General features: G+C 54.5%; 16 protein-coding genes. 11 read left to right on the top strand and 5 right to left on the bottom strand.

Features of this window, described 5'->3' with window-relative positions; all coding sequences use genetic code 11:
- Positions 1-13: 13 nt before the first annotated feature.
- Positions 14-1,453, bottom strand: a complete 1,440-nt coding sequence (rlmD, locus tag E9954_RS07310; RefSeq protein ID WP_136078554.1) for a 23S rRNA (uracil(1939)-C(5))-methyltransferase RlmD — start codon at positions 1,451-1,453, stop codon at positions 14-16.
- Between the two features lie 116 nt (positions 1,454-1,569).
- On the opposite strand from rlmD, the gene E9954_RS07305 reads away from it, so the two are divergent.
- The 3 genes from E9954_RS07305 to trxA all read left to right on the top strand — a co-directional run bounded on the left by E9954_RS07305 (position 1,570) and on the right by trxA (position 2,957).
- Complete coding sequence (locus E9954_RS07305; RefSeq protein WP_136078553.1) at positions 1,570-1,986, top strand: hypothetical protein; 417 nt, start codon at positions 1,570-1,572, stop codon at positions 1,984-1,986.
- A gap of 70 nt (positions 1,987-2,056) precedes the next feature.
- A complete protein-coding gene (locus E9954_RS07300; protein ID WP_136078552.1) occupies positions 2,057-2,563 on the top strand; it encodes a nitroreductase family protein in 507 nt (168 codons plus the stop codon).
- 73 nt (positions 2,564-2,636) lie between these two features.
- The gene (trxA, locus tag E9954_RS07295; protein WP_136078551.1) at positions 2,637-2,957 is read left to right on the top strand and encodes a thioredoxin; all 321 of its coding nucleotides are present in this window, start codon (positions 2,637-2,639) and stop codon (positions 2,955-2,957) included.
- Between the two features lie 61 nt (positions 2,958-3,018).
- Here the strand turns inward: trxA and E9954_RS07290 are convergent, their stop codons facing one another.
- From E9954_RS07290 to E9954_RS07275, 4 genes are all read right to left on the bottom strand, one after another.
- Entirely contained in the window at positions 3,019-3,354 is a 336-nt protein-coding gene (locus E9954_RS07290) for a hypothetical protein (RefSeq protein ID WP_136078550.1), read from the bottom strand.
- Between the two features lie 23 nt (positions 3,355-3,377).
- A complete protein-coding gene (locus E9954_RS07285) occupies positions 3,378-3,719 on the bottom strand; it encodes a hypothetical protein (protein WP_136078549.1) in 342 nt (113 codons plus the stop codon).
- 617 nt (positions 3,720-4,336) lie between these two features.
- A complete protein-coding gene (locus E9954_RS07280; protein WP_168442057.1) occupies positions 4,337-4,987 on the bottom strand; it encodes a response regulator transcription factor in 651 nt (216 codons plus the stop codon).
- Positions 4,988-5,197: 210 nt separating this feature from the next.
- The gene (locus E9954_RS07275; protein WP_136078547.1) at positions 5,198-6,025 is read right to left on the bottom strand and encodes a helix-turn-helix transcriptional regulator; all 828 of its coding nucleotides are present in this window, start codon (positions 6,023-6,025) and stop codon (positions 5,198-5,200) included.
- 242 nt (positions 6,026-6,267) lie between these two features.
- Here E9954_RS07275 and E9954_RS07270 point away from each other — a divergent pair, with 242 nt between their 5' ends.
- The 8 genes from E9954_RS07270 (at position 6,268) to E9954_RS07235 (ending at position 18,537) form a co-directional block, all read left to right on the top strand.
- Complete coding sequence (locus tag E9954_RS07270) at positions 6,268-6,672, top strand: hypothetical protein (RefSeq protein WP_136078546.1); 405 nt, start codon at positions 6,268-6,270, stop codon at positions 6,670-6,672.
- 154 nt (positions 6,673-6,826) lie between these two features.
- Complete coding sequence (locus tag E9954_RS07265; RefSeq protein ID WP_136078545.1) at positions 6,827-12,004, top strand: zinc-dependent metalloprotease family protein; 5,178 nt, start codon at positions 6,827-6,829, stop codon at positions 12,002-12,004.
- Between the two features lie 32 nt (positions 12,005-12,036).
- A complete protein-coding gene (locus E9954_RS07260; RefSeq protein ID WP_136078544.1) occupies positions 12,037-13,881 on the top strand; it encodes a hypothetical protein in 1,845 nt (614 codons plus the stop codon).
- 48 nt (positions 13,882-13,929) lie between these two features.
- The gene (locus E9954_RS07255) at positions 13,930-15,057 is read left to right on the top strand and encodes a PEP-CTERM sorting domain-containing protein (RefSeq protein WP_136078543.1); all 1,128 of its coding nucleotides are present in this window, start codon (positions 13,930-13,932) and stop codon (positions 15,055-15,057) included.
- A gap of 107 nt (positions 15,058-15,164) precedes the next feature.
- Positions 15,165-15,791 carry a PEP-CTERM sorting domain-containing protein gene (locus E9954_RS07250; RefSeq protein ID WP_136078542.1) on the top strand — a complete coding sequence of 209 codons (627 nt, stop codon included), beginning with the start codon at positions 15,165-15,167 and terminating at the stop codon, positions 15,789-15,791.
- A gap of 208 nt (positions 15,792-15,999) precedes the next feature.
- Complete coding sequence (locus tag E9954_RS07245) at positions 16,000-16,713, top strand: PEP-CTERM sorting domain-containing protein (protein ID WP_168442056.1); 714 nt, start codon at positions 16,000-16,002, stop codon at positions 16,711-16,713.
- 15 nt (positions 16,714-16,728) lie between these two features.
- On the top strand, positions 16,729-17,460 hold the full coding sequence (locus E9954_RS07240; RefSeq protein ID WP_136078540.1) for a hypothetical protein: 732 nt from the start codon (positions 16,729-16,731) through the stop codon (positions 17,458-17,460).
- Positions 17,461-17,748: 288 nt separating this feature from the next.
- A complete protein-coding gene (locus tag E9954_RS07235; protein ID WP_136078539.1) occupies positions 17,749-18,537 on the top strand; it encodes a phage tail protein in 789 nt (262 codons plus the stop codon).
- Positions 18,538-18,641: the final 104 nt, after the last annotated feature.

Raw genomic sequence — 18,641 nt, 5'->3', positions numbered from 1 at the left:
CCGAAATAGGTGCCTATGAAAGGGTTTTTTCGAAGCGCGCAACGCTTTCGACGTGGTTGGTCTGTGGAAACATATCGATGGGCTGGCAGGAGACGAGTTTGTATTGTCCTTCTTCGCAGAGCATCTGGCCATCGCGGGCGAGTGATGCGGGGTTGCAACTGACGTAGACAATGGCGGGGGGCGCAATCTCCAGCAGGGCCATGACCGCCTTGGGGTTCATGCCGGCACGCGGCGGATCAGTAATGACGACATCAGGTGCGCCGAAATCGGCCATGTCGTTGCGGATATGTTTGATGTCCTTGAGGTCGAGTTTGATGAATTCGCAGTTATCAATGTTGTGGCGCTTGGCGTTTTCCCGGGCGTCGCGGACAGAACTTTCGACCAGCTCGACGCCGAGTACCTTCTTGCAATGGCTGGAAGCGAAGAGGGTGATGGAGCCAGTGCCGCAGAAAAGGTCGTAGACCACATCCGTTGACTTGAGCTGCGCCTGTTCCAAAATCAGGTTGTAGAGTTTTTCGGCCTGGACGGTGTTGGTCTGGAAAAACGAGTTGGCGGAGATCCGGTAGGTGTAGTCGCCGAGTCGGTCGGTAATGTAGCCGGGGCCATGGAGCACGTATTCCTTTTCGCCGAAGGCGACGGTGTTCTTGGCGGAGGTGGTGTTGTTTACGAAGGTGGTCATGCGGTCGCCCAAGGCGGCCTTGAGTTCCTCGCAGAGATTGTTCATTAGCTCCGGGTTGTGGGTGCTGGTGACGAGGTTGACCATGAATTCGCCGGTATTCCCGCCGTGGCGGACCACCAGGTTGCGCAGCTCGCCGGTGTGCGAGTGGGTCGAATAGATCGGCAGTTCCGTGCGATGGGCAAGGCAAAACCTGCGGACGGTGTTGAGGGTGAGGTTCATCTCGTTGGTCGAGAGGTCGCAGTGGTTAATGTCGATGGCCTTCGAAAAGCAACCGGGGGCGTGGAACCCGAGGGCGAAGTCGAGCGGCTTTTCATGGTCGCCGGGGTCGATGTCCATTTCCGCTGGAGTGAGGTAGCGCAGGTCGGTGAAGGAAAAGTCCATCTTGTTCCGGTAGCCGAACAGGTTGGGGGCGGGGATGCATTCGTCGCATTCGATGTCTTTGAAGCCTCCCAGGTGCCCGAGGGCGTCCTGCACTTGCTTGCGCTTGAGGCGCACTTGTTCGGCATAGTCCATGTGCTGCCATTTGCAGCCGCCGCAGAGGCCGAAGTAGGGGCAGGCCGGATCGATGCGATGGGGGGAGGGCTTAACCAATCCGCACATTCGGGCGGCCAGGTATTTCTTCTTAATCTTGAAGATTTCGGCCGTCACCACGTCGCCGACCGCCGCCGGACCCTGCACAAAGATGGCAATGCCGTCCTCCATGCGTCCGAAGCATTGGTTCTTGTCGCCCAGATCGATGATCTCGACCTTCACCAGCTGTTTCTTTTTATACATAGCGGCGGCAGAGTAAAGGAGGGGAGGGGCTGTGGCAAAACGATTTGGAGCAAAATGATGGTGGACAGAATTCGGTGGCACGGCGATAATCCAGTCAATTAAGCGGAGAGTTGGTTATGGTTCGTCAGCTAAACAGCGCTTCCGAGATGGCTAGGCGATTGGTTTTCCTCTTCTATATCGTGGTTTTCACAACCTACCTTTTTTCGTGTGTCATTGCCTTGGCCCTGCATGGAGTTTCGGAAATCTGCGTGGCCTGTGGCTCGTTCATCTTGTTGTCCGTTGTCCGTATTGTTGGTTATCGCTGGTTGGATTTCGAGCGCCTGAGCGATTCTTTTCCTGGTGGTTGCGCCCTGGATTGCATCCCGAGGAACGTTCGCACGGAAGTGGAGGCGCTGGTTGATGAATTCCATGCACCGGGAACGGATTGGACGCGCCGGGTTGCCATCCGCCACCGTCTGGTCGCGTTGGAGGAAGAGGAACCGGAAATCATCAAGGCCTTCGAGGATGATCTAAAAGCGGTATTGGCGGCCTGAGTTTCCCGAGAAAACCGTTTGCGCTCCTTTGGGGGATTAGTATCTTTAGAGCTCAACGAAAGGAATTTGCATGGAAACGATAAAGGCACTGATGACCCGCCGCAGCATACGCACCTGGACTACCGAACCGGTGACGGACGGGGAACGTAGGATTATTCTGGAGGCGGCCATGAACGCCCCGTCGGCCGCGGACGCGCGCCCCTGGCACTTTGTAACGATGGACGACCCATCGGTGATCAAGCAGTTCACCGGAATGGGCGGAACGGAAATGCTGGAGGAGTCGACCTTCATGGTGCTGGTTTGCGGGGACGTCTCGAAGGAGATCTATCCCGGCTTCTGGCCGCAGGATTGCTCCTGCGCCGCGCAAAACATGCAGCTGGCCGCGCACGACATCGGCATTGGATGCGTCTGGATCGCGATCCACCCGCTGGAGGAGCGCGAGCAGGTCTGCCGCAAGATTCTTGGCATCCCCGAATCGATCACCCCGTTCGCGTTGCTGGCGATGGGTGTGCCCAACGAAGTGCTCGGGCCGGAATACCGTTTTGACGAGGAACGCCTCCATTCAAACAAATGGTAGTGTTTTGGTATTTTATTTTTGAACGCATCATGTGATGATCCGTCTGATTTCAAAATAACATTGGAGATGAAACATGGCTGAAGGTGTAATTGAACTGAGTGGAAGCAACTATGAAGACGCAACCAAGAGTGGCGTCGTACTGGTCGATTTCTGGGCTCCCTGGTGCGGCCCCTGCAAAATGCAGACCCCGATCCTGGAAAAGGTTGCCGCCGAAGTCGGCGACAAGGCGGTCATTGCAAAAGTGAACGTCGATGAAAACCCGGAGCTGGCCGCCAAATACGGCATCCGCTCCATCCCGACGTTGATCCTGCTCAAGGATGGCGAAAACAAACAGCAGTTTGTCGGCCTCCAGCAGCAGGCCGGCCTGGTCTCCGCGATCGGCGCAGAGCAATAACCGCAACCGACCGGAATGAAAAAAGGTGCCCTTCAGCGGGCACCTTTTTTTCGTATCCGGGCTAGGCGGCTTTCTTGAGCCGTATCGGATGTTTGTGGGTCTTCCGGCCCTTGCTGGTATACTTGGCAAGAGCATCGGATTCGCCATCGTTGCTGGCTTTGTTCATTCGCCACATTAGCAACCCCTTTGCAGCCCCGGCGGTCGGGAAGATAATCAGCGAATCCATGAAGATATCGCCGAAGGCCGGCGAGCTTCCCGTCATCACCGGAGCCAGCAGAAAAGCAGCCCCGGACGATGCAGTGGAATATACGGAACCCCAGACCAAAGCACCTTTGGCCGTTGCTTCCTTCCACGTGCTTCCATTTTCATCTCTATGTTTCGTTTCTGTTGTTTTCATTTTCTTTCCTTTGTTAAGAGGGGTTATGCGTGGCTGGGTTTCATGCCCCGTGGGCGGATGCGGGGGATGAAGCGGTTCATGCTGCCCCGCCGTCCGCGCGGCCGCTTGGTTCGGTTGGCCTTGTTGTTGATCAACATCCACTTGGCGGCTCCGCCAACCATTCCCCAAAGCGGGAAGATGACCAGCGAGTCGATGAAGATGTCGGAGTAGGCCGGCACGGCGTCCGTGAGCAGTCGCGTCAGCCAATAGGCCGCCGTGCTGGCCCCGAGCGAGTAGGCCGGGCCCCAGATCAATGCACCTTTTGCGAGTGCATCGGCCAGGCTTGTCTTGCGTGTTCTTTTGATGTGTATGGTTTTGTTGTTCATATGGTTTTCTCCTATATGGAAAATTGGGGATTCAAAGCGAATGGATGCCGTCTTGGACTGATGAGGCGATGAAATCGTCTGATTAAACGGAACGCCTTTTCCCTTCGGACGCGCCCAGTACAACGCAACGCTGTATGGGTTTTATGCGCATGGCGTTAAAGATCGGTTAACGCATCGCCCAATGTCCAGGCCTCTTTGCCGGGGCCGGCGGCCTATCTTTGCCGGAGGCGCTGATGGGGATGTTGCCTGTTCAGGGATACCTTCACCGGGCAAGGTTTTTGTTGGGAGCCAAAGCTTCCCATGCATGAGGGCGGATTAAAGCCCTGGAAGGTTGACCGGGCATTGGCCCAGTCAGACAGTGTGGTGCGAATAACATTCATAAAGCCCGCAATCGGGTTTATCGTTTTCATTGTTAATCTCGCGATCATTCATCTTTGTTTCTATTCATCACCCCTATGGTGAATCATGGTTTTAAGGTATGCAAAGGTTGTGCCAGCTCATGCGAAGATTCTTAATGTGCCGTGTTTTAGGGGTTTACGATATCTGCTCAAAAATCGGGATATGAATATAAGACCATATTTGTCGGATATTAATCGTTGGTGCGACAAATATGGACATTATGAGTCATTGTGGTGGCGAGGGACGGAGAGGGCTTGGTGCCATTGGGCGGCCAACGCGGTGCGGTGCTGGACATCCATGGCCAGGAATATCGATTGCAGGTGTTTCTTGACCGTCAGAATCGATATTTTCAACTGGTCGGCGATCTGTTGGTTATCCCGTCCGTCGGCCACCAATTCGACTACATTGCGTTGACGCGGAGTCAGGCATTCGATGGCATGCCGGATGGCGGCGGCTTTGATCTCATCTTCCAGCGAAAGGAAAGAGGTTTTCTTCAATGCATCAAGTTCCGTTTTTAGCCTCTGGGATCGCCGCCAGTTTTTCCAAGCGCTTTCCAAGTGCGGATGGATAAGCGATGCCATGGATAGTTCGTTGTTGGAATATTTTTCCTTGCGAAGCAGGGCGATGCTTAGGATTTCCCCTTGGTTTTTGGCAGCCATCCAGAGTAGGTTTTGGCCATCCACCCTGGTGTAAAACTCGTTGAAGAGCGCGGTTTTCTCGAATTTCTTGAGCGTGGGTTCCTGTTGGATGGTTTCCAGATGGCGCGGGGCATTGGTCAGCATGCGCTGCACATAGGGATGGTCGTCCATATAGCGGGTGAAAACATCAATCCATTCAGGCGTGATGGTTCGGTTTACAACTTCGGTCAACTTGATTTCCGCTGAATAGGTTTCGGCGGACAAATGCACGTGCCCGATAGTGGGTTCCAAAATACCGGAGCAATGTTCGAGAAAGGACTCCCCGTAATTTGCCCGGTGCAATTCGCTCGTGACGTTATTGATTCGCGATAGATCTCCAGAAGAAAGATTCCGAAGCTTGGAGAGTGGAGTTAATTGCATATTTGATACCCCGCAAGCATGTTAGTGGATCATGATAGAATGCGCCTGGTGCCATTGGGCGGCCAGCTCGGTGCGGTGCCTTATTTTCAACGCTTGGAAAACCAACTGGAGATGCTTTTTTACGGTCATCGGGGAAATACCCAGTTCTTCGGAAATCTCCTGATTATCCCGTCCCTGTGCCACTTGTTCAACGACATCGCGCTGCCGGGACGTCAGCGATTCAATTGATTTTCTCAACTGCGCTGCAGCAGCTTGCTCCGTTTCCGACTTGAAAATGGCCCCCTTCAGCAAATCAAGTTCCTGTTTCAGTGCACGAGTCCGACGCCAGTTTTTCCAAGCCAGTTCAAGGTGCGGTTGGATGATGTGCAGCAGGGAAAGCTCCGCCTCGCTGTATTCCCGTTCCCGCGAATAGACGCAGTTCAGCAGATCGTTGCCTTGCCGTATGCCAATCCATATTTGGTTCTGGGCTTCCACCTGGTCGTAGAATTCGTTGAACAGTACCGTTTGGCGGAACTCCATGAGGGACGCCTCCCGATGGGTTGCTCCAATTTCGTAATCTGAAATGGCAATCATTTTAGCGGCAAACGGATGTTCCTGCATATGATCTTTGAAAACAGGGATCCAGTAATCTTCGTCCAACGTGCGGATTTCATGCTCCTTGAGCAGGAACGGGTCGAGTTGGTAGAGCTCCGCCGCGAAGTGGACATGGCCCAGGGCACGATTCAGCACCGTGTGACAATGGTGTATGAAAGATTTCCCCGGATCGGCGTTATGAAGCCGTTCGCAGACCAACATCACCTGTTGCAGATCAGCAACCGAAATGTTCCTGAAACTATTCAAGGAAACCACGTTTTATCTCCCTTTCAACATGCTCTAGTAAATTTTACTAGATACTTTCCATGAGTGACTTGCATTGTTAACACGCATGAAAATACCCAATTATCTTACCCCGGCAAGCTAAATGTGAGTAAAACGATATCCGACTACGCCTAAAGTGGTATATACAGTTTGAAATAGGACTGCTAGCGTTCCATTAAATGAAAGGGGCAGCCTGTTTAGACAACAGCCCCCAAAATCAAAGGAGTTGCTCCATGAAGGAACGCAAATTGTACAAGATGGGGCGCCGTGTGGCGCTGGTCGCAATGAGTCTCTGCCTTTCCATGTTCTTCACCGGCTGTGGGGACGATGACGACGGGGACGGAAGCATCGCCGGCACGTATCTTTTCGATGATGGAACCACATTGGTTCTCACGTCGGAAGGAAAGGCAACCATTACCGACGGAGAGGATGGCAGCGTGGAGACGTTCACCTTTAAGGTATCGGGTAACTCGCTATCGTACTCCCATGACGAATACGATGATGACGGAACCACCCTAATCGGAACAGGGTTCATTGAAATCACCATTTCCGGCAACACGCTCACCGGAACCTTCACGGTTAAGTTCGACGATGGTTCTCCTGACTTCGTCGAGAATTTCACGGCAACCAAACAATAGAGTTATCAGGGCGGTTCTTCGGAACCGCCCTTCAAGTTTAATGGTGCTCCTGCCGTCTGCTCGCAGAGGGAAACGGCGGGATCCTAATCTGAAAACACAACTGGATGATTGATGGTGTGGGTTGGCAGGGATGCCCCCGCGAAGGAGAAGGGCCATGAAAAAACACTATGCAATATTGATCCTGGTCGCCCTGGCGGTGGCCTCCTTGGTTGTCGTGAATGTATCGAAGAAGCGCGGGCCGGAAAGTCAGGCCCCTGACTCTTCCTTGAACGCTTCCGAAACACCGGTCTCCCCAGGATTGTCCGGCGCCCCTCCCGCACATTTGGATGCACCCGAACCGCCCGCTGCCCCGGCCTTGACCCAGCTATGGGACGAACCTGTTTGCGCATGCGCCGCCCCTATCGACCATGGTAGCCACGCGCATATCGAGAACGGCGCCGGGCAGCCCAACCGATCCGGAACGTTCGATCCTTCCTCCTTTGTTTCCTTATCCAACCTAAAGCGCGGCGACAACGTGGTGATTCCCTTGTTCGACGGCGAGCGGGTTACCGGACAGGTCAATCTGGCGATGCAGGAGGATGGGTATGTCCGTATCGGCGGGGCGTTGTCAGGAACACGAAAGGGTAGCTTTTCCATGGGCAGCCGGGGCGATGAATTCAGCGGCACCATCCTGCTGCCCGAAAAAGAGCTCGCCTACACCTTCGCGGCGCAGTCTCCGGGCAGCGTCCTCATGCAGGAGCGGCCGCTTTCGGAAGTCATTTGCCATCCACTGCCGCTGCCGGAACACGAGCCGGTCGCAACTGCTACAATACGCCTGACATCGGAGATTCCGCCCCTGCTCAGTAGCCGCCCGGCGGCGACAGCGGTGCTCTATCTCGATTTCGATGGCGAAACAGTGACCGATCCCGACTGGAACAGCGGAAGCACGATCGTGGCGGAGCCCTCCGCGCTCAGCAATGCCGACATTGAAGAGGTATGGAAGCAGGTGAAGGAAGACTTCTGGCCGTTCGACATCGATGTCACGACCGATGTCGGCCGCTACAACAGCGCCCCGGTCGGTAGCAGGATGCGCTGCATCATCACGCCGACCAGCGATTGGTATGGCTCGGCCGGTGGCGTGGCCTATCTGGATAGCTTTGATGAGGCCGGTAGCAATTTTTCCACCACGATTCCTTGCTGGGTATTCGTCACATCCAGCGCCAAAAGCCATGCCGAAGCAATCTCCCACGAGCTGGGGCACACGTTCGGCCTAAGCCACGATGGCCGCATCTCCCCGTCGGAAGGCTATTACCAAGGGCACGGCAGCGGCGCCGTCGGCTGGGCGCCCATCATGGGTGTCGGCTACTATCAGGAGCTTTCCCAGTGGAGCAAGGGCGAATACCTTAGCGCCAACCAATTCGAGGACGACCTCGCCGTTATCGGCAATGCCGCCAATGGCTTTGGTCTCGTGGCCGACGATGCCGGCGATGTGCGTGCAAACTCGACCGCATTGGATGTTTCCGGCGGTTCGGCCGGCGTGGATGGAATTATCTCCAGCGCGGCGGATGTGGATTGGTATGCGTTCACGGTGGACGGCAATAAACAAGTGGCCATCACCGCCTATCCCGCGGCGATTTCCCCCAACCTCGATATTCATTTGGAGTTGCAGGATGCCTCGGGGGCGCTCATCGGAACTTCCAATCCGGACACCGCATTGCATGCAGGCCTGGCCTACGATCTTTTGCCGGGAACCTACCATGTCAAAATCCAGGGCACCGGGCACGGCGATGTGCTGGGCGACGGCTACTCCAGTTATGGCAGCATAGGGCACTATGCCCTCGCAATATCCTCCGGGGACATGATCGCCGCTTTCCCCATGGATACGGATCCGGGGTGGTCGATCGAAGGGCAGTGGGCCTTTGGCCAGCCGCAGGGACTGGGCAACTATCAACAGGATCCCTCATCCGGATTCACCGGCTCGAATGTCTATGGCTATAACCTGGCCGGGGACTATGCCAACAACATTCCGCAATATTGGCTAACCACCACACCAATCGATTGTTCCGGCCACACGGACGTCCATCTTCAATTCCAACGCTGGCTGGGGGTCGAAAGTTCAACCTACGACCATGCCGAAATACAGGTTAGCAACGATGGAACAACGTGGTCGAATGTGTGGAGCCATGTAGGGTCGGCCATCGGCGATTCGTCCTGGTTGCAGATGGATTATGATGTTTCGGCCGTGGCGGATGGCCATTCCACCGTCTATGTCCGCTGGGGCATGGGGCCAACGGATTCATCGCAAACCCATCCGGGATGGAACATCGACGACGTCAAGTTCATTGGGTTGGCGGTCGATCCAAACCCGGCCGTTCACGTGTTTACGATGGACTCCGATCCGGGCTGGAGCACCGAGGGCGACTGGGCGTTCGGTATGCCACTGGGAATAGATGGCGATCCGTCGTCCGGTTATACGGGTAATAATGTCTATGGCTATAACCTGGCAGGGGATTATTCCAACAATATTCCACGCCACTGGCTAACAACGCCGGCATTGGATTGCTCCGGCCAGTCCAACCTGGAGCTGAAGTTCTGGCGATGGCTGGGCGTGGAAAATTCCACCTACGACCATGCAACGGTTGAAATCAGCACGAATGGAACCGATTGGATTACGCTGTGGGATCATGTTGGAGCTTCGTTCTCGGATACCGAGTGGACGGAAATGCAATTCGATGTTTCCGCCGTAGCCGATGGACAACCGACGGTCCATATCCGCTGGGGCATGGGGCCGACGGATTGGTCGGCGACCTACTGCGGATGGAACATCGACGATGTCTCCCTTTCCCCCGAACCCGTCAAGCCTGCGCTGATTGCCACCTCGCAGAATTCATACAATAACCATGCAAGCTTCGGTGAATCCGCTCCGGACGACATTCTGGAAATCTGGAACGGCGGTTCCTCCAATATGGCGTATATCGTCACCACAGATGTGCCATGGCTTTCCATGGTCCCGGGAAGCGGAACCAGTACAGGTGAGGTGGACGTGCTTACGGTTGACTATGAAACGGCAACCATACAGCAGGCCGGTTACCACGATGCCCTGATTACCATCACCGCTCCTGATGCCGCGAACTCGCCAATGACGATTCCCGTGAGCGTGTACATTGAGGGTGCTCAACTAAATGTTTCCGAATCCTCCATGGCAACGGTAACACCAGTGGGTTCATCTCCGTCCGACTTGATGTTCGATGTGCACAATACAGGCATTGGAAGTATGAATTATTCCGTCTCGACCGATGTGGCCTGGCTCTACCCATCGCCGTCTTCAGGAATGGTCGATGCTTTCGAAGCCGATACCATCGCATTGAGCTTCGATAGTGCTTCGCTCCCGGCGGGTTCCCATACCGGCATGGTAGAGGTTGCATCGTACCATGCGGAGGGATCTCCGAGGTTTATTCAGGTTGTGCTCGATGTGGTTGATCCGATGCTGGATCACTTCACGTGGGAAATCCTCAATCCGCAGCTCGCCGCCATGGGCGTTGCCCTGGTGGCGCGCGATGCGGACGGAAATCCTTTCACCTCGTTTGCCGGCTCGGCCAATCTGTCGGCCTGGCAGGGGAGCGGCGATTCCGGCGAAGTCCACATTGGCCTCGGTGGCACCGACTGGGACTACCCGTTGCACACCTTTTATCATGATGCGCGGACGCAGGTGATTTATCAGCAGCCGGAAATGGGCGGAGCAGCAACCCTTTCATCCCTGTCGTTGAATGTCCTGGAACTCCCCTCGCTACCCATGAACAACTGGACGATCCGCATGCGGCATACCGATCTATATGCCTATGGACCTTCCCCGGAATGGGAAAGTGATTGGGCGACGGTTTATCAAGCGACAGAGACGATAACCTCCACGGGATGGGTGGAATTCGTGTTTGCGACTCCGTTCGAATACAATGGTTCGGACCACCTGATGGTGGACTTCAGCTTTAACAACGGTTCGTGGGAAGATCCATCGGGGCTATGTGCCGCGACCGATGTCGGCGAGGTGCGCTCCATCTATTTCTACACGGACAGCGGCTACAACGATCCGCTGGACTGGCCGCTCGTAGACAATCCCGCGCCATACACCAAAAGTTTGGTTCCGGATGTCCGGTTCGGCGTGGGGGGCGGATTGGAGCCGCTTGCACTCTCGCCAATCAACACCGGTAGCTTTGTTGACGGCGTCTGGACGGGCGAGCTCGCCGTTGCCGGCATGCCGTCCAACATTTGGCTCGTGGCGGACGATGGCAATGGCCATGTGGGCTCCTTCAATTTCATCCCCGAATATCTCCTGGCATCCACCACCGGAATCAATGGCCAGGCCTACTGGGGCTATCCGGTCGAGTATGATCATTCCTTCTCGGTCTGGAGCAGCAGCTCGAACGTGCTGGGCTACAGCGCAACCTCCGATGTCACCTGGCTGGAGCTTCCCGTCAGCAACGGCACGCTATCCGGCGAGGTGGACATGCTTTCGGTCAGCAACACCGCCTGGGATGTGCCCGATAGGGGCGAGGAATTCTATCCCGAATACATCCGCACAGGGACGGTCTCCATCGTCTCGGCCCAGGCCGCCAATTCTCCGCTCGAAATACCCGTCGTCTACCGCTGGACGGAGGCACCGCTCGGTTCCCTGGTTTGGAGCGCACCGTCGTCAGTCACCGCCGACCAGGAATTCTTCGTCACGCTCCAGGCCAAGAACATCTATGGCCACCCCAAGCAGTTCATTGGTTTGGAAGAGTTCGTGGACTTGCAGGTGATCGGCGGCGGGGTGGGGCTCGGCACCTTCGACCTTTCACCCTTCAGCTTCACCGATGAAAGCTCGGGAACCATCATCCTGACGGGATCCGGTTCCGCCACCTTGCATGCGACGGTCAACGGGGTGGATGCAAACCACTTCATCGTCGTCAATGTACCCTCCGACGCCGATGGCGACGGGCTGCCCGATGCTTGGGAAATCAAATACTTCGGCAGCACCAGCCACACCAACGCCAATCCCGATGCCGACCCCGACTCCGACGGCAACGGCTATGGCGGACCCGGTAGAAACTGGGATGAATGGGTTATGGGCACCGATCCCACCAACGCCAACTCCATCCTCAAGCTGGCGCAACCGTGGCATATCCCCGGCACCGGCTATGTCATCGAATGGCAACCCGTTACCGGCCGCGTCTACACCGTTGAATGGGCGGGCAACCTCACCAACACCTTCGAGGTGCTCGAGTCCAACATCACCCACCCGCAGAACAGCTACACCGACACCGTCCACACCGCCGTAGGCGGCGGGTTTTACAATCTGAAAGTTGAATTAGAGAATTAGAATAGGTAGAGGCGGCTGTCCTCAGCCGTCCGATGCATGGAGATAAGAAAATGATGAACAAAAAAATGATAGCGGGAATAATGATGGGCTCATGTTTGGGCGTCGTCTCAATTACATCGGCCGTATCCGTCTTAAGTAATGAAGTGCATGAATTAAATATGGAATATTCGCGTGATTTCGGCAGCGCGGGGGACTCCAGTGATGACGACTATTGGTACGACATTGAAGCGGTGACCAGCCATGACGTTGTTTCGATGCGCGTGCAGACGCTTGGCGGGCTGGATGTGCTTGAGACCATCCCGTGGGATTCCGGGTCCGGCCTGGAATGGAGAATTAGCGACAGGAACCAAACGACGCCCTACGACACCCTGTTGGACGGTGTCATAACCATCACTTTCGGGTTTTCGGACGGCAGCTACCAGTCGACCACGCTGCCTTTCACTCAGAACGACGGCGTGACGCCGATACCGCCCATGACTGTGGAGCCAACCTTTACCTCGCCTTCACCACTGGCCGGGTCGATTCAGACCGTCGGCACGCTAAACCTCCAGTGGCCGACCCCGCAGGCCGGGGCAAACTTTAACGAAATCGGTAATGCACTTAAAGACGATGATGAGGACGGTGTCTTCATCGGATTATACTCCTCTGGAGTTGCCGATAATCTGGGTTGGTTCCCGCCTTCCGATGGACCGATTACCACCACCCAGACCTCCGTTCAATTGGAACAGGGATTCAATGTGTTTGCTCAATATCAAGGTTTTCTCCGGACGGATCTGAATGCCGATGGTATTCCCTATTTCTATAACAAGCTTGCCGAAGTAACCCATGAGTTTTTTGTCAGTGGCCCAACGGCGTTTTATGATGACTTTAATGACAACTCTGTTGATTCTGCCAAATGGCAACCATTTATCTGGACAGATCCGGCAGCAACATTTACTGAGGTTTCCGGACGGCTGGAGTATAGTAATCTCTCCGGTTCTGATGGCTGGCACGGCTGGCAGTGGGATGCGCATGAACTCAGTTCCACTCAGAGTTGGTCTGTCGCAGTTTCTGCCGCATTCCTGAACGATATTCAGAATGTAGGACCGGGGCTTTCGGTGTTCGGTGGTGGAAAAGAGTTCAGCATTCGTTATTTTAATAATGGTTTCGATGTTTACCGGCTTGAGACCTGGGGGATCGACCTTATTTCCGATACCGATTTCTATGAGGATCAGGATTATTTTTATGAACTCAATGATGCTTTGATTCGAATTGATTATGATGCAACGGCCCAGACGCTCAGTTCTCATGCATTTGTGTTTGGACGGTTCCAACAGCTCTCTTCAATCTCAACAGCATCGTGGGGGCTATCCACGGCGGATACCTTTGTTCCCGTAATCTATGTTGATAATCAGGGAGAAGTGGTTTCCGCAGGGGATCTAGCATTCGACAACTTCATGATCTGGTGGGATGGCGAAGCTCAAGGCGGCTCGTTTGTGGATGGCGACGGTGACGGACTTCCCGACGAATGGGAAATCCAATACTTCGGTTCCACCAACCATCCCAATGCCAACCCCGATGCGGATCCGGACGCCGATGGCCCTGGCTATGGCGGTCCCGGTAGAAACTGGGCCGAATGGATTATGGGCACCGATCCCACCAACGCCAGCTCCATCCTGAAGCTGGCGAAGCCCTGGGAGATTCCAGGAGAAGGGTACGTCATCGATTGGCAATCCGTCTCCGGCCGCGTCTACACGGTGGAATGGACCGACAGCCTCACCAACAGTTTCCAAACTCTGGAAACCGGAATTGCCTACCCGCAGAACAGCTATACCGATACCGTCCACTCCGCCGAGTCCGGTGGGTTCTACAATCTGAAAGTTGAGTTAGAGAATTAGAATAGGTAGGGACGGCTGTCCTCAGCCGTCCGCTGAATGGAGATTGAAATGAAGAATAAAAAACAGATGGCAGGAATCATGATGGGCGCATGTTTGGGCATCGCTTCGATGGCGTCGGCTAGCATGAGTTTTACGGGGTTGGGTGATCTGGCGGGAGGAAGCTTTTCTAGCGTTGCCCAAGGCATATCCGCCGATGGTTCCACCGTAGTGGGCTTTAGTTCTTCTGCTAATGGAACCGAAGCCTTTGGCTGGACATCGGGTGGCATGGTGGGTTTGGGAGATCTAGCAGGAGGAAGCTTTAATAGCAGAGCCCATGGCGCATCCGCCGATGGTTCCGTAGTGGTGGGACGAGGTAATTCGGCTAATGGAAACGAAGCCTTTCGCTGGACATCGAGTGGCATGGTTGGTTTGGGTGATCTGGCGGGAGGAAGCTTTTTTAGCCAAGCCCATGGCGCATCCGCCGATGGTTCCGTCGTCGTGGGTTATAGTACTTCCGCTAATGGAAGCGAAGCCTTTCGCTGGACATCGAGTGGCATGGTTGGTTTGGGTGATCTGGCAGGGGGAGGCTTTTCTAGTGTTGCCTTGGGCTCATCCGCCGATGGTTCCGTTGTAGTGGGAGTGGGTTATTCCGCTAATGGAAGCGAAGCCTTTCGCTGGACATCGGGCGGTGGCATGGTTGGGTTGGGTGATCTGGCGGGAGGAGGCATTTATAGCTATGCCAACAGCGTATCCGCCGATGGTTCCGCCGTAGTGGGTTTTAGTCAATCCGCCAATGGATACGAAGCCTTTCGCTGGACAGCGGGCGGTGGCATGGTGGGGCTGGGTGATCTGGCGGGAGGAAGCTTTAATAGCGTTGCCAACGGCTCATCCACCGATGGTTCCGTAGTGGTGGGCAATGGGGATTCCGCTAATGGAACTGAAGCCTTTGTGTGGGATGAGGTTGGGGGCATGCAATCGCTTAAAACCGTTCTTGAAGATGGGGGAATGGATATGACGGGCTGGACGCTTTCTGAAGCCACTGGAATTTCCGATGATGGAACCACCATCGTGGGCTATGGCACCCACAACGGCAACACCGAAGCCTTCGTAGCCGTCATCCCCGAACCCAGCGTGCTCGCCCTCGTCGGCATCTTCGGCTCCGGCCTCTTCATTGTCCGCCGCTTTTTCCGAATCTAGGAATGATCTCGCGCAAAGCGCGCGGAGTAAAGGTACCCGGCCTTCAGATTGATCTGTTGTAGACCCGGTGCCTCACCGGGCGGGATATAGAAAAAGGGAAAATAAATATGATGCATCTAAAAAAAGTGCTGACAGTCTGTTGTGTAATCGGATTCTCAAGCTGCACGTTTGCTGGAATCATCACATCGACGGATCAGGCGGATTTCAGTCTGGTCTCTGAATCGTTCACGTATACGCCGAATGCGACCTATGCGAATATAAACAGTCTCAGTGGGAACATGACGCTGCAGACGGCTGCTGGAGTTGGAAACCCTGCAACGGCTGAACATTTTTATCGCGCGTTTGCAACATCTGTCATGGCAGGAAACGTCTATGCCCTGAACAATGATGAAAACTTCAACGTGTTGTTCAACAGCAATCAGTCGGCCTTTGCATTCAGGTTTGAAGATAATGCCGATGTCAGTTTGTTTACCTTGGAATTCTTCAATGGAGCAACGAGCGTTGGCAGTACCCAGTTCTACTCTAACCTATTCAACACCCCGCGATTCATCGGCTTCTCCAGCGACACGGTATTCAACATGGTGACGGTGCGCGAGAATGACGGCGGAGCAAACAGCAACGAATATTTCCAGTTCTATACGGCCGAAGCCATCCCCGAGCCCGGAACCATCGCCCTCGTCGGCATTTTTGGCGGTGGCCTGTGGTTTGTCCGCCGCTATTTCCCGAGTGTTTAAAGGGGTTGATGTTTTTGGAGGGCTGGCCTCAGTGCCGGCCAATTGGAGGGTCGGTGGCTCACCGACCGTGGGCGCAGAGCCTGCGCCCCTCCAGAATGTAGCGTTGGCTCTGTGAGCCAAAGAAGTTTGTGAAAGGTAGGTACGGCTGTCGTCCGCTCTTCGGCTGGCTCAGGATTGGCGACCAAAGGAATTTGAAACGGAGATGAAGATGAAACTAAAATTTGCTGTTATAGTATTAACCTCGAACATGATGACTCTCGGAAGCTATGCATCTGTTATGTCGTGGAATGCTTCTTCCGGCTTAACGCCGGATCAGGTTGGGTACCAGCTGTTGGATAACGCCAGCCCTGAGAATCCAACGATCAGCTCTTCCGTGATGACCCTAAGTACAAGTAGTGCAAATGAAAATATGTACTTCAGTTATTCCGAGCCAACAGAGACCTTGGATTTCCCGGGTGTTTTCGAGGCGTCTTTTACGATGCGTCTGATCTCAGGGTCGAATGGCTATGATGGGCGGGCTCCGGCGGGGGTTTTTATCACGGTGTCCAACAATGTAGGTTCCAGCCTTTGGATCGGTCAGGATGAATTGTTTATGGGGCGTAACTTTGCCAGCAAGGGGCCTTCCGTTTCAGTGGATACCGACGGGGCTTTCCACGACTACCTTTTCCGGATTTCCGGTTCCAGTGTTTCCATCTATCAGGATGGGTCATTAGTCCTGTCCGATTCAACGCTGACCGCTGCGAGTGAATTCGGTGTGAACAAGCGCGTGGCATTCGGCGAGGCAACAGGTTTGGAATACGGCACATCGGAATGGAAGAGCTTCAGCCACAATGCCGCCATCCCCGAACCCGGAACCATCGCATTAGTCGGCATCTTCGGGGGCGGGCTGTGGTTTGTGCGGCGCTATTTCCCGAGTGTTTAAAACAAGGAGCGTATTATGTTTAAGAAACAAGGAATAGTTTTATTGGCGGCGGCCATGACGGCCCTCGCACCATTCTCATATGGTGATTTGAATTTAATCTCACTTTATGATGCTGCCGACTTCGCAGACTCGACATCAGGTAATTTTCCACAAGTCTCAGTACCATTAAATGGCGCTCTGCCGTCGAGCGTTTATTTTGATATCGAGCTCGTCAACATCAGCAATTTGAATACGCAGTACGGTTCATTTTTTGGCGCCGGCTTTCTCAGTTCAGGAAGTTTTCTGGGGGAGTTTTCAATCGGTGCAGACACGGATGTTGGTTCAAGCGATGGAGTGTTTGGCAATTTAATTGGTAATGACAACACAACATCGGCTTCACTGGATAGTGGAGGCATTGCTGAAGGAACAAGAGTTTGGATCAAACTCTCTGCGATCGGAGATATAGTATCAGCCCAGGTTATCGATCAGGCAGATGACTCCATCATCTATTCGGGCACATACTCGATCCCCGGTGTGCAGACCGCTGACGCGCTTAGCGTCCGATCGTTCGACAATGAGGGAATTATTGCTCCGACGCTGGTCACAGGCGGTACTGAAGATTACTGGGAATTACGGGCAACAAGAACTGGTGTGGATGCGACCGTAAAATTCTACGGAGTATCCATCCCCGAACCCTCCACGATTGCGTTCGTCGGCATCTTCGGCGGCGGCCTGTGGTTTGTGCGCCGCTATTTTCCGAGTGTTTAAAGTCGTTAATGTTTTTGCAGGGCTGGCCTCTGTGCCGGCCAATTGGAGGGTCGGTGGCTCACCGACCGTGGGCGCAGAGCCTGCGCCCCTCCAGATCGGTTCTGAAAACCGATGCAACAAGAGAGCGATGTAGCGTTGGCTCTGTGAGCCAAAGAAGTTTGTGAAAGGTAGGTACGGCTGTCGTCCGCTCTTCGGCTGGCTCAGGACGAGCGGCGGAGTGGGGACACTCCGCCCTACCAGCGATATGGAGCTCAGAAAGAGAAATGGATTAAAACAAGGAGACTCGAAATGAACGCATTCATTAAAACCAACCAGATCGTAGCCTGTGCAGTATTGCTGGCAGCAAGTACTCATGCCGAAGGGGTGGGGATTGCCGAAACCGAAATCACACCCGATGCATCCGCCATGTTTGAGGTGGCCTCCACTAACAAGGGGGCACTCTTCCCGCGTATGACCACCGCGCAACGCGAAGCCATTCTTTCGCCCGCCGTTGGATTGCTGGTTTACGATACTGATGTCGATGCGTTTTTCTACAGAACGGGATCCGGGTGGGAAAAGATCTCGTCGTCCTCCGATCCTGTGGGTTCGGTGACGGCTTTTGCCGGAACGACAAACAACATTCCCGATGGTTGGCTTCTATGCGACGGCAGTGAACTTAGTTCCAGCAACTATCCATCCCTTTATGCTGCCATCGGCATTGCCTGGGGTGATGGGTCAAATGGAGTCGGAACGGATTTCAACGTGCCGGACATGAGGGGACAATTCCTGCGCGGCCTGAACCAGGGAAGAAGCGATGGGAAGCAAGATCCGGATGGAGGAGGAAGAAGTGTTGGTTCCTATCAGGTGGATGCACTTCAGCGGATGACGGGGGAGTTTTGGCATCGTCAGCTTAGATGGGATTCCAGGCTGAGTGATGTTGGCGTTTTTGACCTTGTGTATGACTCATCACAAGTCGGGACGGGGACTGCAAATGCCAGTTCTGCAAGTAAACTCATATTCGACTCTGCCCGCGTTGCACGGTCATCTTCAGAAACCCGCCCGAAGAATGTTAGTGTGAACTACATCATCAAGTATTAATCCAGCCTGACGGCAAGACTATTGAATGGAGGTCGGTATGATAACGATAACCAGCGTTATGGCCCATTTTGAGGGAGCACGTCGGTGCCTGGTCTGTAGCGCGG

Origin of the sequence: Pontiella desulfatans (genome assembly GCF_900890425.1) — a bacterium.
GTDB classification, from domain to species: Bacteria; Verrucomicrobiota; Kiritimatiellia; order Kiritimatiellales; family Pontiellaceae; genus Pontiella; species Pontiella desulfatans.
The sequence above is the reverse complement of the archived record's forward strand: the minus strand, read 5'-3'. Positions and strand labels throughout refer to the sequence as shown.